Origin of the sequence: Streptomyces sp. NPDC018833, assembly GCF_044390825.1 — a bacterium.
In the GTDB taxonomy this organism is placed as follows: Bacteria; Actinomycetota; Actinomycetes; order Streptomycetales; family Streptomycetaceae; genus Streptomyces.
Genome location: NZ_JBIRZM010000012.1, coordinates 107,882 through 120,812 on the forward strand (window position 1 = coordinate 107,882; position 12,931 = coordinate 120,812).

Consider the following 12,931-nt stretch of genomic DNA (forward strand, 5'->3'; position numbering starts at 1 on the left):
CACCGTAGGCGACCCGCCGCCGGGCCGGACGCCCAGGGGGCGCACCGACGCGGCCGGTTGCCGCCGCCCCCGGCGGTCGCGGCGGTCCTGCTTGCTACCGCCTTGCTACCGCACGACGGGCGTGAACCGCACCGGCAGCGAGGTGAGCCCGCGCATCCACACCGACGGCCACCACGTCAGCTCCTCCGGCTCGACGGCGAGCACCACGTCCGGCAGCCGTTCCAGCAGTGTCTCGACCGCCGTACGGGCGATCACCTCGGCGAGGAGGGGCGCCGGGTAGGGACAGCGGTGCTCGCCGTTGCCGAACGACAGATGCGCGGCGTTCTCCGCCCGGGCGGAGCCGTCACGGCCGTCATGGCCCTCCGGCCAGATCCGCGGGTCCGTGTTGGCCGCCGCCAGGCCCAGCACCACACAGTCGCCTGCGCGGATTCTCCGGCCGCCGAGGGTGGTGTCGCGCAGAGCACGGCGCCCGCTGACGGTCTGCACCGGGGTGTCCAGCCACAGCACTTCGTTGAGGGCCTGACCGACGCTGAGGCGTCCGCCCGAGACGTTCAGCGCGAACGCGTCGTCGGTCAGCAGCAGACGCAGGGTGTTGCCGATCCAGTCCGCGGTGAGCTGCTGGGCCGCGGCGATGACGGTGATCAGATCCTGGACGGCCTCCTCGTCGGTGAGCCCGGCCGGATGGGTCAGCATGCGCGAGGTGACATCGGGCCCCGGCCGCCTGCGCTTGTCCTCGACCAGCCGCCGGATCCGCTCCTGGACTCGTGCGTACGCGGCCGCCGGATCGTCGTCCCCGGCCGCGTCCAGCGAGATCCGCAGGTCCCGCACCAGTTCCCCGGCCACCGCACCGCCCTCGGTCATGCCACACAGCTGCACCGCCGCGCGCATCGGCAGCGGGTGCGTGTACGCCGACATCAGCTCCGCCTGCCCGCTGCCCGCAAAGGAGTTGATCAGCCCCTCGGCGATGCGGCGGCACCAGTGGGCGAGTTCGAACTGGTCCACGGCCTCCAGCGCCGCGATGACAACCTCCCCGCGCACCTGGTGCTCCGTTCCCTCGGTGAACACCTCCGAGGGCTGATGGCCGACGAACGACAGCAGCGGCCAGTCGGCGGGGACAGCCGACCACTGGTTCCAGCGCCGGGAGTCGCGGCCGAACAGCTCGTCGTGCGCGGCGACATGGGCCACCTCGGCGTATCCGAGGACGAGCCAGGCCGGCACGTCCCCGTCCAGCAGGACGGGCGCGACCGGACCGTGGCGGCGGCGCAGTGAGCGGTACAGCTCCGCCGGCGTCCGCCGGAACTCCGGCCCGCCGAGGCGGACCGCCCCCTCGTGGACCGGGCATACGGCCGTGGGCGGCGGGCACGGTGCGGTTCCGACGGGGTCGTTCACAGCCCTCTCCCGGGCCGTGGCCGGTTCGTTCGGGCGCGTACGGGTGGGCAGTTCAGAGGTTGCGGAGTCCATGGAGCACCTCTTCCAAGAGCTCGGAGCCGGGCGGGGAGCAGTCCGCACGGGCCGTCTCCGTGTGCGGACGGCGCGCGGTGACGCGGCCGGCGGCGAGCAGATCCCCGAGCAGGATGCGCACGACCGTCACCGGCAGCCCCATGTCCGCGGAGATCTCCGCAAGGTCCATGGGGCTCCGGCACAGCGTGAGGATCCGGATGTGCTCCTTCTGCATACCCGGCGACGGCTCACACGCGCTGACGACCGGCGTGACGAGGTCGAACCCCTCGTCCACGGCACGGCTGCGGCCGGCGGTGACGGTGTAGAGCCGCTCCGGGGTGCCCAGGTCGACGGGGCGGCGGGTCATGACGGGGAGTTCCCTGCGGCGGGCAACCGGGGCTCGGCCGGCTGGGCGTTGCCGCCGGACCCGGCGGGGGGAGCGTGCGGGTCGCGGTGTCCCCCCGCCTCCTCGGCGGGAATCCCGGGCGCTTCGGAGCGGTGCGTATCTCGGGCGGTGGCGGGGCCCGCGATGTGGCCCTCGAGCGCGTCGGGGCCTTCGGCGGCGAGGGGCTGCGCGTGGTCGGCGGCGGGCGTATCGGGCCATTGGGTGGTGCCGGGCGATGCGTGGCCGTCGAGGGCATCGGGTCGGCCCGTGGTGCCCGGTTCGGGGTCGGCGGTGGGCGTGTCCGACATCTTCCGCGCGGGCCTGCCGGTGCGGTGGAAGGCGTCGAAGCGGGCGCCCGCGTCCTGGGCGGGGCTCAGGTCCGCGGGACCCCGGTGCGCCGCCATGGTGCGCCCCGGCGGGCGTACGGGGAGGCCGCCCGCGGTCGTCGTCCGGCGGGTGTCCTGTGCGGGCACGAAGCCCCTGTCCTGCGGTGCTCCCGACACCGTCCCGGACGCCGACGAGGTCGGCGCCGTCGGCTCCTGCGGGGCCGCGGCCCGGTGTCCCGCCTGCTCCGTGTCGCTGTCGGCCGGCCGCGCCAAGAGGTGGGGCGGGACCAGCACGACCACTCCCGTACCGCCCAGGGAGGACGGCCGGAAGCTCACGCTCATCCCGTACGCGACCGCCAGTCGCCCCACCACGGCCAGCCCCAGCCGGGTACCCTGCACCGCGGCGAGGTCGGTGACATGGCCGGACACGGCCTCCTCCGCGCGCCGCATCGCCGCGGGGCCCATCTTCGGACCGCTGTCCTCGATGGTGACCACGAGCCCCGCCGCGCGCTCCTCGACATAGACGTGGACCTCGTCGACGGGCGGCGAGAAGTTGGCCGCGTTGTCCATCAGTTCGGCCAGCAGATGCATCACGCCTTCCGCGGCGAAGCCCGCGATCGCCGCGGCGGGTGCTGAATGCATCCGTACCCGCCGATAGGCGGCGATCCGGCCGACCGCGCCGCGCAGAACGCTTTCGAGCGGGATCGGCCTGTTCCACGACCGGCTTGCCCGGCCGCCCGTCAACAGGGCGAGACGGTCTGTCATGAAGCCCAGTTGCGACGTCTTGTGGTCGAGCCCGAGCAGATCGCCGAAGACCTCCTCGCCGTGCCGGTCCTGCATATCGCGCAGGTCGGCGAGGATCGACACGGTCTGCGCCTGGACACGGCTGAGCGCCTCGGCGCCGGCGGCCTGCGCGGCAGCCGCGCGGCGTTCGCTTGTCGCGAGCTCTCGCACGGCCGTGTCGGTGAGTGCCCGCAGCCGGGTGTCGGCGGGCAGTTCGAGTTCGCCGAGCACCGTCTCGGCCGAGGCGCCGCCGCGCAGCCGGGCGACCGCCGTCGGCAGCGTCACGGTGGTGAGCCTGTCGATGCCGTCGGCTGCCAGGGTCAACTGCCGCATCGCACAGGCGGCGTTGGCGGCGGCGGACCGCACACGGTGCTCGGCGCCACCGACTTCCGTGGCGAAGATATTCAGGACGCGCCGCAGTCGGGGGTCGTTCGGCGGCGGAGTGCTCGTGAGCGCGTCGTCGGTGTTCGCGCCGTCCCGCAGCCGCTTGACGACCGAGGGCATCGTGACATCGACGAGATGGGCCAACTCGGCGGCGCACTGGGCGAATCGGTTCTGCAGAATGCGCAGTTCGCGCCGGGTCGAGGCGGTCGCTTCCTCCTGCCGGTGCAGGGCGACCGTCGCGCCGGCGACGGCGATCGCGAGGCACACCCAGGCGACGGCGACGGTGGTCACCACGTAGGACCCGGCCGTGTCCGGCGCCGCAGCGCCCACCGCGCCGCCGACCGCGGCGGCCACCACGAGCGAGGACATGGGCACGGCGACAGGCATGGGCCGTGGCATACGGGTCCTGTGGGGTTTGGGAGCGACTGGCACTGACATTCCGCGATCCCTCGTTGTTCGACTGCGGGAGGTACAGGAGAACGGGGCCGGCCGTTCGGCGTGTGTGCGGCGGCCGCCCGCATGTCGGTCACCGGGCCGGGTTACCGATCACTAGGAGTGATCCTCCGTGCGCATGCGGTGCTCATGCTAGCCACGGGGCAGGAGATGCGGTCCGAAGCGCGCGCAGTGTCCACAGATCGGTGGAGTTGTTCCCGAAGTCCCGTGCGGTGGCGGGTCGTCGTGGTACGAGTGGCGGTGGAGGCGCCCCGCAGAGGCGGCCCAGCAGAGGCGCACGGCTGCGGCGCGCGGCAGCGGCACCCCGCAGCGGCACCCGGCAGAGGCGCATCGCTGGAGCGCCCAGTTGGGGTGAACGTCACAGCGCTTCCCGCGGATCGGGCGCCGGACGGCCGACTACCGTGTGCGGGTGGGGAAGAACAGAAACACGTTCTCATCGCTGACCGCCTGGCGTCGGCGTGTTCTCGCGCGTGCTGTCCACCGCGGCTGGCAGTGGGTGCAGGAGGCCGGATCCGTCACGGCGCAGCACCCGGGTCGGCTGCGCTTCCGGCGGCTGGGCGTCGGCACCCGGCTGGCTTTCCCGCAGGGGACCGTCTTTGGTGAGCGCTGGATCGAACTCGGCGACCACTGCGTCATCGCCGAGCAGGTCACGCTCACGGCGGGCATGATGCCGGATCTGGACCTCGGGCCCGATCCGGTCCTGACCCTGGGCGACGGCGTGGTCCTGGGGCGTGGCAGCCATGTCATCGCCGACACACGCGTGACCATCGGCTCGGACACGTACTGCGGGCCGTACGTCTACATCACGTCGACCAACCACAGCTACGACGACCCCGGGCAGCCGGTCGGCAGGCAGTGGCCGCGCACGGAGCCCGTCGTCATAGGTCCGGGCTGCTGGCTCGGCACCGGGGCGGTGATCCTGCCAGGCGCCCGCCTCGGCCGCAACGTGGTGGTCGCGGCGGGGGCGGTCGTACGCGGAGAGGTGCCCGACCACGCCGTGGTGGCGGGAGCGCCCGCACGCGTCGTGCGCCGCTTCGATCCGGTGGACGGCTGGCAGCCGCCCCTGCGGACCCCCGCCCCCGTGCCGATCCCGGAAGGGGTAACCCCCGAGCAACTGCTCGCGCTCGCGGAGCTGGAGGACGACCTCGCGGAGCTCGGGGACGGCTGATCGGCCCCCGAGGCCTGCTCGGCCTGTGGTGGGACCGGCAACGCCGCCGTCCGGGTTTCGTCGGCCTGCGGTCCGCTCGGCTCGTGGCCGGAGCGGGCCGCGAGCTCGGCCGTGGCAGGAGGTGCCCTGTGGTCAGCCGGTGCCGAGCAGTGCCGTGCGCTGAGCTGGTGACGAGAAGTGCCGTGCGCTCAGCCGGTGGCGAGAAGCACCGTGCCGACGAGCGCCAGCCCCGCGCCCGCGGCCTGCACCACGCGCAGCCGTTCCTTCAGTACGGCGAGGGCGGCGAGCACGGTCACCACCGGATAGAGGTTCGCCAGGACGGCCGCGACGGTGACCGGACCCGTCTGCGCCGCGATCGAGTACGTGCCGTTGGCCGCCACATCGGCCAGCCCCACGAACGCGAGCGCCGGCAGCGACGCCCAGATGACGCGCATGCCGCCGTCCTCCGGCAGGGCCCGGCCGCCGCGCCTGACCGAGACGACGAGTGCCGCCCCGCCCACCGCCACATTGGTGACCCGCTGCACGAACAGGGCGAGGAAGAGTCCGGTGATCGTGGTGGACGCCTCGGCGATCAGCGCCATCACGGCGCCGAAGCCGAACGCCGCTGTCAGGGTCAGCAGGATCGCCTGCCGCCGCACAGGTGCGCCCCGCAGTTCCGGGCCGCCCGCGAGAACAATTCCGGCGACGGCCACGCCGATGCCCGCGAACTGCAGCAGCCCGGGCCGCTCGCCCAGCACGAGCCCGACTCCGACGGGCACGGCCACGCCCAGTGAACCCAGGGGCGAGACCACGCCCATCGGCCCCAGGGCCAGTGCCTTGTAGAACGAGAGCATCGCGACCGGCCCGACCACGCCGGCCGCCGCCGCGTACCACAACTGGGGCCCGGCCTCGGCGAAACCGCCGGTGGCGACCACGATCGCGCCCAGCACCACGACCGCGATCGACTGCGAGGCGACCACCACGGTGAGAGCGGGCGTACGTCGGGTCAGCAGTCCGCCGCCGAAGTCGGCCAGCCCCCACAGCAGGCTGGTGGCCAGGGCGAACAGTGCGGTCATGACGGCCTCGCAGTACAGTGCGGTGAACGATGGGGTACACCACACGGTAGTGCATTCCATTGAACTCTGCCATTGAATATATTGGACGGAACGTGTCTGATCTTGATCAGCTCACCCAGTCGCTCGCCCGCAACCTCAAGCACTGGCGGGGGGAGCGAGGATTCACGCTGGACGCACTCGCCGCCCGCTCCGGTGTGAGCCGGGGAATGATCATCCAGATCGAGCAGGCGCGGACCAACCCGAGCATCGGCACCACGGTGAAGCTCGCCGACGCTCTCGGAGTCAGCATCACCACGCTCCTCGACTACGGGCAGGGCCCGCAGGTGCGGCTCGTCCCGCCGGAGCAGGCCGTGCGCATGTGGTCCACCCCCGCGGGCAGTTCCACCACCCTCCTGGTCGGCAACGAGCGCGGCGGCCCGCTGGAGCTGTGGGCCTGGCGGCTGGTGCCGGGCGACGAGAGCGTCTCCGACCCGCACCCCGACGGGACGACCGAGCTCCTGCACGTCACCGCCGGCGAACTCACCCTGGTCGTCGACGGAAAGCCCCACACGGTCCCCGCGGGTACCTCCGCCACCTTCGAGGCGAACGTTCCGCACGCCTACCGCAACGAAGGGGACGAGACCGTCGAACTGACCATGGCCGTCTCCGTGCCGCCCGTCCGCTGAGACGCCGCGTCCGCCGAGACATCGGGGGCTCGGACACCCGTCTCCTGAAGACACCCGGACTCCGCCCCGCGCCGTGCTGTTAGCGTGCGTTGTATGCGTACACCCATCGGAGACTTCGACAACGCCAGGCCCGCTCCCGACTGCCTCGACCAGCTCACCGCACCGGTCGCCGAGGCCGTGCGCGCCTGGCACGGGGACGTCCCGGCCGAGCAGCTGATCTACGTCGACACCGACCCCGAGATCGCCGACACCGCCGTGTTCGCCGAGCACTACGGCCGGCAACTGCTGGACGAGTCGGCGAACTGCGTCATCGTCGCCGGGAAGCGGTCGGGCGGGACGAGCCTCGCCGCATGCGTCGTTCTCTCCTGCACGCGCGTCGACGTGAACGGAGCCGTACGCAGACAACTTGGCGCCCGCAAGGCCTCGTTCGCGTCCATGGACACGGCGACCGGCGAGAGTGGCATGGAGTACGGCGGTATCACCCCGATCGGGCTGCCCGCCGACTGGCCGCTGCTCGTGGACTCCCGCGTCGTCGACACCGAGTGGGTCCTCATCGGCAGCGGCCGCAGGCGCGGCAAGCTGATCGTGCCGGGCAAGGCGCTCGCCGGCCTGCCGGGCGCTGTGGTCATCGAGGGACTCGGGGTCTAGTGTCCTGAGTCGTTAATTCATTGGCAGTAGACAGTGAGGGTCTCTCACGCGAGTGTGTCCGGTTCGGTCGTGCTGCATTCGGCGCCACTTCCTGCGTCGTTCCTGTCGTTCCGAGGAAGCTTCAGCCGTGCGCTTCTCCGGCTGTCACACGTGGCTGCGACACTCTCTGCCCATGACGACGCAACCACGCTGGACCGACGACCTGTTCCCGTTCCCCACCCCACCCGCACTCGCCAGAATGGTCGACATCGCCTGGGAGGAGGGGTTCCTCACGACGGACCTGTACGAGGAGGGCCTGTACGACGCTCCCCGCGTGCAGACCAGCTTTGCCTTGCCCTTCGACCTGTGCGAGGTACCCCTCGCGCCTCAGGGGTGGGAGTACTGCTACGCGGGGGAAGTGTTCCGCCGACACCACGTACCGTTCATGTCCGTACCGGAACTCCTGCCCTTCGCGGACCTTGGCACCGGCACCAGCGTCGGATGGGTGGTCCCCGCGCCGGAACTCGGGCGCACCGACCATCCCGTTGCTTCCTTCGGCCACAAGGAGCCGGGCGTCATCGGCCGGAACACCCTGGACGGCCTCACATTTCTGCTATCTCTCGCCCTGCGCAGCGGAGGAGAGCGCCGCCGCACCCAGGTGGCACGCCTGTCGGCTGAACTTGGCATCCGGCCCACCCCGGAGTATGGGGTGACCCCCGACGGCGGGGACGTGGAGATCCCCCTCGATCTCGCGCCACCGGCCGGCTGGCACCACGAACCCGACCCGTCCGGCATCGGGATCGGCGTTCTCGCACCGAACGACGCCTTTGGCGACGAGTACCCCTCGTTCACCGGGGAGACAGACACCATCCTGGCCGACGCCTCCCGGATGCTCGACGCGGGCCACCCGGCGAGCGCTCTTCTGGGACTTACCGCCGCCTACCACGAGGATGCACTGCGCCTCCCGGACCTCCACCCCTTGTGGGCCCGCGCTTACGACGATCTCGACCGCCCTCCCTTCCGTGAACGTCTCGACGTGATGCTGGAGGACCACCAGCAGGCGTTCTGATGCTGTGAGTTGAAAGCGTCTGGGTGGTTGATGGGGTGGGTGGATGCCGAGTCCAAAGCCGTTGCCGCTGGAGTTGTCCGATCAGGAGCGCCGGGTGTTGCGGGGCTGGTCGCGGCGGCGGACGGCGTCTGCATCGCTGGTGCTGCGCTCGAAGATCGTGCTGGCGTGTGCGGAGGGCGCGTCGAACTCGCACGTCGCGCAGATGCTGGGCGTCTCGCGGGAGACGGTGCGCAAGTGGCGGGCGCAGTTCGCCGCGCACCGACTGAAGGGGCTGGTGGACCAGGCCGCGTTCGGGGGCGCCGCGAAAGATCACCGATGAGCAGGTCGAGGCGGTGATCGCGAAGACTCTCGATCAGGCGCCGCCGAAGGGGGACACACACTGGTCGACGCGCTCGATGGCTCAGGCTGCCGGCATGTCGCAGTCCGCCGTCTCCCGAATCTGGCGGGCCCTCGGACTCAAGCCCCACATCGTGCAGACCTGGAAGCTGTCCACCGACGCGCAGTTCGTGGACAAGGTGCGTGACGTGGTGGGCATCTACCTCGCTCCGCCCGAGAACGCCCTGGTACTGGCGGTGGACGAGAAGTCGCAGATACAGGCCCTGGACCGCACGCAGCCCATGCTGCCGCTGGCACCCACCGTGCCCGCGAGGATGACGCACGACTACGTCTGCCAGGAACCACCAGTCTGTTCGCGCCCTGGACATCGTCTCCGGCTCGGTCATCGCCCAGCACTACCGCCGCCACCGGCACCAGGAGTTCCTGCGCTTCCTCAAGCTCATCGACACGGCCGTGCCCAAGGACCTGGACCTTCACTTGGTGCTGGACAACTACGCCACCCACAAGACCGAACCGGTCAAGAAGTGGCTGCTGCGCCATCCCCGCTTTCACCTGCACTTCACTCCCACCTCCGCCTCCTGGCTCAACCTCGTCGAGCGCTGGTTCGCCGAACTCACCACCCGGAAACTGCGCCGCTCCACCCACCGCAGCGTGGTCGAGCTGGAACGCGACATCCGAAGCTGGACCAACGAATGGAACAAGGCCCCCAAGCCATTCGTGGACCAGGACAGCCGACGAGATCCTCGAAACCCTCACCGCATACTGCCAACGAATTGACGACGCATGACACTAGTGTCATGCGCCGGAAACCGCGGGCTGAAGTCTGTAGCGTGTTGCCATGTCGCCGGGACCCCGTGCTGTCGAAGCCGGGCTGCCCGATGCGGAGTTCGCCTAGTTGTCGCGCTGGGTGGATGGGGCGGTAGAGCCCCGTCTTGCCGAGCGGGCCCGCATCATTCTGTCGTGTGCGGCCGGGGCGCCGAATACGCGCGTGGCGGCGGATCTCAACGTGACCGCGCACACGGTGCGGAAGTGGCGCTCGCGGTTCGCTGCACATCGGCTCGAGGGGCTGACGGACATGCCGCGGCCGGGTCGGCGCAAGGCAGAACTGGTGCTCACCCGCCACGCCGTGCCCACAGGCCAGGGCTGTTGACGGTGCGGCGCAACACCACGCGGCTTGCATGGCGTGGCGGCCGGCGTCGGCGATGGCGCGCCCGCTGGTGTTGTGGGCGCCCGGCGAGAATGGCAATCCGCCATCAGACGAGGGTCCTTGAGTGGGTGTGACGTGCCAGTTTGCGATCACATAGCGCCGGGTGTAGAGAGGGAAGAAAGGCACTCTCGATCTGCCTTCCTCTGCGGGGAGGCTGCCATGTTCGACCATGGATGGCTCATAGGTCTCGTTGCCCTCATTGCCACTTTGGCCGTCGCGGGATCCATCTTGGCCCTCAGTGCCTGGCGGATGGCAAGAAATGAGGAGAAGACGACTCGCGAACCCAAGATAGAGGTTCTTGCCGGGATCGGTGGCGGCCTGGTCACAGGGATTGCTGTCGGGCTGTCGGCGCTGTTCCTGGAACAGTCCATAGAGAATGCGCAACTCTATGCTACCTGGAAGTCCAACGTCGAAGTTGCGGATAGTATACCGGGGTTCGATCCTGACGGACGTGATATCGAGGGCATCAACTTCAGTGGAAAAGAGCTTCGCGACGCCGACTTCAAGGACAACGAAAAGCTCAAAGGCGCCCAGTTTCGAGATACGGACCTCACCGGCGCAGACTTCCGCAACGCGAACCTAACCGGTGCGAATCTCATAGGTGCCAATCTCCAGGAAGCGGATCTCACCGGTGCCACCCTCGACGGGGCGATGCTGCAGAGCGCGAATCTGGCCGGCGCAATCATCAATCACCCGGGAACTTCCTTCAACGGGGCAATGGTGAATGCATACACGTGTTGGCCGGAAGACGTTGATGTGCGCAAGGTCGAGGGCGTGGTGGCGGTGAAAGCCTACAGCAGCTACCGGGATGGAAAGACGGTGACTGTTGCGGAGGAGGGTGATGACGGATTTATCGGAGGCGAGAGGTACGAAGGGGGGGAGAACCCGAAACAGTGCACCATGTGGAAGGAGGGAAAGCGAATTCGGTGAAGTCCATGGGCGAACCGGCGGTGGGACGGGCGAAGACACCCCAACTGCAAACAAGGCGATGACCCCGGGCATCGCCGCCCACGCGATGCGCACCTGCACCAAATCGCACGACCTGTTCTGCGACCCCATGTGCGGCATCGGCACCACCCTCGTCGAAGCGTCCACAGGCGGACCACGACCGGCTGTTCGTGGTCGACGTAGGTCAGCGCCGTACCCGATCATGCGTTCATGCCCCTGAGAGAGACCCTTGCCCGAATCGATGCAGACCTGGCTGCCGGCCGGGTTCCCGTCGCGCGCCAGCGCCTGCGCGGTCTCATCTCGTCCTTCCCGCACGACCTGACGCTCCGCCGTCGTCTGGCCGAGGTGTACCGGCTCTACGGCGACGCCGCCGAGGCTGGACGCTGGATGTACCTCCAAGAGGACCGGAACGCCGACGAGACCGCCGCCTTCGAGGCGCGGTACGGGTCTCCCGGGTGGCGGATGAAGGCCCTCGCCTGGCACGGCCCTGAGGCGAAGGCCGCCACCGCCTTCGCGGAGGGGCAGTTGGTCGCGGTGCGGACCGCCTGCGCCGAGGAGTTGGGGCACCCCGTCGACTGGGACGACCCCGCCTCCTACCGGGACGACCTGGAAGGGGAGTACGAGGCGCCCTCCGAGCCGTGGACGGTCGGCGGTGTGCTGGCGGGCGTCGGTTGCCTGGTGGCGGCCCTTGTGTTCCTCGCGATCTGGGTGAATGGACTCGTTGCCCTCTTCGACTGACTTAGGTCACCGGGGCATGTGAGGAGCGCCGCTCAAGGTGTCCCTACGTTCTTCCACGGGACTGGGCGAGCCCTTCGTATGGTTGGCCCACCCAGGGGCGTCGGGTGTGGCTTTCAAGCGGGCGGTTCTCCCGGCACGGGCCGGCCGGCTAGCCGCATCGGTCCAGCAGCGGGAATCAGTCCAGCAGCGATATCTCGATCGCCGGGCAGCGGTCCATCACCATGTCGAGACCGGCCTCGCGGGTGCGGGCGTAGGCCTCCGTGTCGATCACGCCCAGTTGGAACCACACGGCCTTCGCGCCGATCGCCACCGCCTCGTCGGCGACCTTGCCGGCGAGGCCGGAGTTCACGAACACGTCCACGACGTCGACCGGGAACGGGATATCGGCCAGCGAGGCGTACCCCTGTTCCCCGTGAACCGTCTCCGCCTTCGGATGCACCGGCACGATGCGCTTGCCGAAGCGCTGCAGCACACGCGCCACCCCCCACGCGGCGCGCGACGGGTTGGTCGACAGACCCACCACCGCCCAGGTGTCGCCCGTAGAGGTCAGGATCCTGCGGATCGTCTCAGCCGTTGCGTCCATGCCCGGGACAACGGGCGGAACAGTCCCGATCATTCCCGGAGACGGGGAGCGGTCCCGGTATTCCCCGGTGGAGAGGGCGCCGACGGGCGACGCATAGGGTGGCGGGATGCAGGACCAGTACCGGACGGTCGCCCGCGAGGGCGTCCACGAGAGCGAGATCAACCGCTCCCGCTTCCTCTGCGCGCTCGCGCCCGCCGCGACCGAGGAGGAGGCGCAGGCGTTCATCGCGCGCATCCGCAAGGAGCATCCGACCGCCACCCACAACTGTTTCGCCTACGTCATCGGCGCCGACGCCGCCGTGCAGAAGGCGAGCGACGACGGCGAGCCGGGTGGCACCGCGGGGGTGCCCATGCTCCAGATGCTCATACGGCGCGAAATGCGGTACGTCGTCGCGGTCGTCACCCGGTACTACGGCGGCGTCAAGCTCGGCGCCGGTGGTCTGATCAGGGCGTACGGGGGAGTGGTGGGCGAGGCTCTCGACGCGCTCGGCACCCTCACCAGGCAGCGCTTCCGGCTGGCCACCGTCACGGTCGACCACCAGCGCGCGGGCAGGCTCGAGAACGACCTGCGTGCCACCGGCCGCGCTGTGCGCGAGGTGACCTACGCGGACGCCGTCACGATCGAAATCGGCCTGCCGGACTCCGACGTCGACGCCTTCCGGGCCTGGCTCGCCGACGCCACCGCGGGCACCGCGACCCTGGAACTGGGCGGGGAAGCGTACGGGGATGCCTGAACCCGCCCGTGATGTCCGACCCCGCCGATAC

General features: G+C 70.1%; 14 protein-coding genes and 1 pseudogene. 10 read left to right on the plus strand and 5 right to left on the minus strand.

All coding sequences use genetic code 11. From position 1 onward, the window contains the following. Positions 1–105 precede the first annotated feature (105 nt). Genes ACH5AF_RS23495 through ACH5AF_RS23505 form a run of 3 tightly spaced genes read right to left on the minus strand, consistent with a single transcriptional unit; the run spans position 106 to position 3,705 of the window. Complete coding sequence (locus tag ACH5AF_RS23495; RefSeq protein ID WP_398903879.1) at positions 106–1,389, minus strand: cytochrome P450; 1,284 nt, start codon at positions 1,387–1,389, stop codon at positions 106–108. A 52-nt stretch (positions 1,390–1,441) separates the two neighbouring features. Beyond that, entirely contained in the window at positions 1,442–1,807 is a 366-nt protein-coding gene (locus ACH5AF_RS23500) for a DUF742 domain-containing protein (RefSeq protein ID WP_398903881.1), read from the minus strand. Next, positions 1,804–3,705, minus strand: coding sequence for an ATP-binding protein (locus ACH5AF_RS23505; RefSeq protein ID WP_398903883.1), 1,902 nt, complete (start codon positions 3,703–3,705; stop codon positions 1,804–1,806). The genes ACH5AF_RS23500 and ACH5AF_RS23505 overlap by 4 nt, the downstream gene beginning before the upstream one ends. Positions 3,706–4,180: 475 nt before the next feature. Between ACH5AF_RS23505 and ACH5AF_RS23510 the strand changes: the two genes are divergently transcribed. Beyond that, positions 4,181–4,939, plus strand: coding sequence for an acyltransferase (locus tag ACH5AF_RS23510; protein WP_398903885.1), 759 nt, complete (start codon positions 4,181–4,183; stop codon positions 4,937–4,939). Positions 4,940–5,127: 188 nt separating this feature from the next. Here the strand turns inward: ACH5AF_RS23510 and ACH5AF_RS23515 are convergent, their stop codons facing one another. Beyond that, a complete protein-coding gene (locus ACH5AF_RS23515; RefSeq protein WP_398903887.1) occupies positions 5,128–5,994 on the minus strand; it encodes an EamA family transporter in 867 nt (288 codons plus the stop codon). A 92-nt stretch (positions 5,995–6,086) separates the two neighbouring features. On the opposite strand from ACH5AF_RS23515, the gene ACH5AF_RS23520 reads away from it, so the two are divergent. From ACH5AF_RS23520 to ACH5AF_RS23555, 8 genes and pseudogenes are all read left to right on the plus strand, one after another. Beyond that, on the plus strand, positions 6,087–6,659 hold the full coding sequence (locus tag ACH5AF_RS23520; protein WP_398903889.1) for a helix-turn-helix domain-containing protein: 573 nt from the start codon (positions 6,087–6,089) through the stop codon (positions 6,657–6,659). A 93-nt stretch (positions 6,660–6,752) separates the two neighbouring features. Continuing rightward, on the plus strand, positions 6,753–7,307 hold the full coding sequence (locus ACH5AF_RS23525; RefSeq protein WP_398903891.1) for a YbaK/EbsC family protein: 555 nt from the start codon (positions 6,753–6,755) through the stop codon (positions 7,305–7,307). A gap of 172 nt (positions 7,308–7,479) precedes the next feature. Continuing rightward, positions 7,480–8,355, plus strand: a complete 876-nt coding sequence (locus ACH5AF_RS23530) for a hypothetical protein (RefSeq protein WP_398903892.1) — start codon at positions 7,480–7,482, stop codon at positions 8,353–8,355. Positions 8,356–8,398: 43 nt separating this feature from the next. Beyond that, positions 8,399–9,478: pseudogene (locus tag ACH5AF_RS23535) on the plus strand (IS630 family transposase). Between the two features lie 120 nt (positions 9,479–9,598). Next, complete coding sequence (locus tag ACH5AF_RS23540; protein WP_398904123.1) at positions 9,599–9,841, plus strand: helix-turn-helix domain-containing protein; 243 nt, start codon at positions 9,599–9,601, stop codon at positions 9,839–9,841. 216 nt (positions 9,842–10,057) lie between these two features. Beyond that, positions 10,058–10,828 carry a pentapeptide repeat-containing protein gene (locus tag ACH5AF_RS23545; protein ID WP_398903894.1) on the plus strand — a complete coding sequence of 257 codons (771 nt, stop codon included), beginning with the start codon at positions 10,058–10,060 and terminating at the stop codon, positions 10,826–10,828. Positions 10,829–10,913: 85 nt separating this feature from the next. Next, complete coding sequence (locus ACH5AF_RS23550) at positions 10,914–11,066, plus strand: hypothetical protein (RefSeq protein WP_398904124.1); 153 nt, start codon at positions 10,914–10,916, stop codon at positions 11,064–11,066. Beyond that, positions 11,057–11,584: a DUF6584 family protein gene (locus ACH5AF_RS23555; protein ID WP_398903895.1), complete on the plus strand. Its 528-nt coding sequence runs from the start codon at positions 11,057–11,059 to the stop codon at positions 11,582–11,584. The genes ACH5AF_RS23550 and ACH5AF_RS23555 overlap by 10 nt, the downstream gene beginning before the upstream one ends. A gap of 175 nt (positions 11,585–11,759) precedes the next feature. Here the strand turns inward: ACH5AF_RS23555 and ACH5AF_RS23560 are convergent, their stop codons facing one another. Then, positions 11,760–12,167 carry a CoA-binding protein gene (locus ACH5AF_RS23560; RefSeq protein WP_398903897.1) on the minus strand — a complete coding sequence of 136 codons (408 nt, stop codon included), beginning with the start codon at positions 12,165–12,167 and terminating at the stop codon, positions 11,760–11,762. A 106-nt stretch (positions 12,168–12,273) separates the two neighbouring features. Here ACH5AF_RS23560 and ACH5AF_RS23565 point away from each other — a divergent pair, with 106 nt between their 5' ends. Beyond that, positions 12,274–12,900, plus strand: coding sequence for a YigZ family protein (locus tag ACH5AF_RS23565; RefSeq protein WP_398903899.1), 627 nt, complete (start codon positions 12,274–12,276; stop codon positions 12,898–12,900). Positions 12,901–12,931 lie beyond the last annotated feature (31 nt).

Bases quoted from the DNA above. Each gene is read 5' to 3' on its own strand.
- ACH5AF_RS23555 (WP_398903895.1), top strand. From the start codon at position 11,057: ATGCCCCTGAGAGAGACCCTTGCCCGAATCGATGCAGACCTGGCTGCC.
- ACH5AF_RS23505 (WP_398903883.1), bottom strand. From the start codon at position 3,705: ATGCCTGTCGCCGTGCCCATGTCCTCGCTCGTGGTGGCCGCCGCGGTC.
- ACH5AF_RS23565 (WP_398903899.1), top strand. From the start codon at position 12,274: ATGCAGGACCAGTACCGGACGGTCGCCCGCGAGGGCGTCCACGAGAGC.
- ACH5AF_RS23530 (WP_398903892.1), top strand. From the start codon at position 7,480: ATGACGACGCAACCACGCTGGACCGACGACCTGTTCCCGTTCCCCACC.
- ACH5AF_RS23550 (WP_398904124.1), top strand. From the start codon at position 10,914: ATGCGCACCTGCACCAAATCGCACGACCTGTTCTGCGACCCCATGTGC.
- ACH5AF_RS23560 (WP_398903897.1), bottom strand. From the start codon at position 12,167: ATGGACGCAACGGCTGAGACGATCCGCAGGATCCTGACCTCTACGGGC.
- ACH5AF_RS23500 (WP_398903881.1), bottom strand. From the start codon at position 1,807: ATGACCCGCCGCCCCGTCGACCTGGGCACCCCGGAGCGGCTCTACACC.
- ACH5AF_RS23515 (WP_398903887.1), bottom strand. From the start codon at position 5,994: ATGACCGCACTGTTCGCCCTGGCCACCAGCCTGCTGTGGGGGCTGGCC.
- ACH5AF_RS23545 (WP_398903894.1), top strand. From the start codon at position 10,058: ATGTTCGACCATGGATGGCTCATAGGTCTCGTTGCCCTCATTGCCACT.
- ACH5AF_RS23525 (WP_398903891.1), top strand. From the start codon at position 6,753: ATGCGTACACCCATCGGAGACTTCGACAACGCCAGGCCCGCTCCCGAC.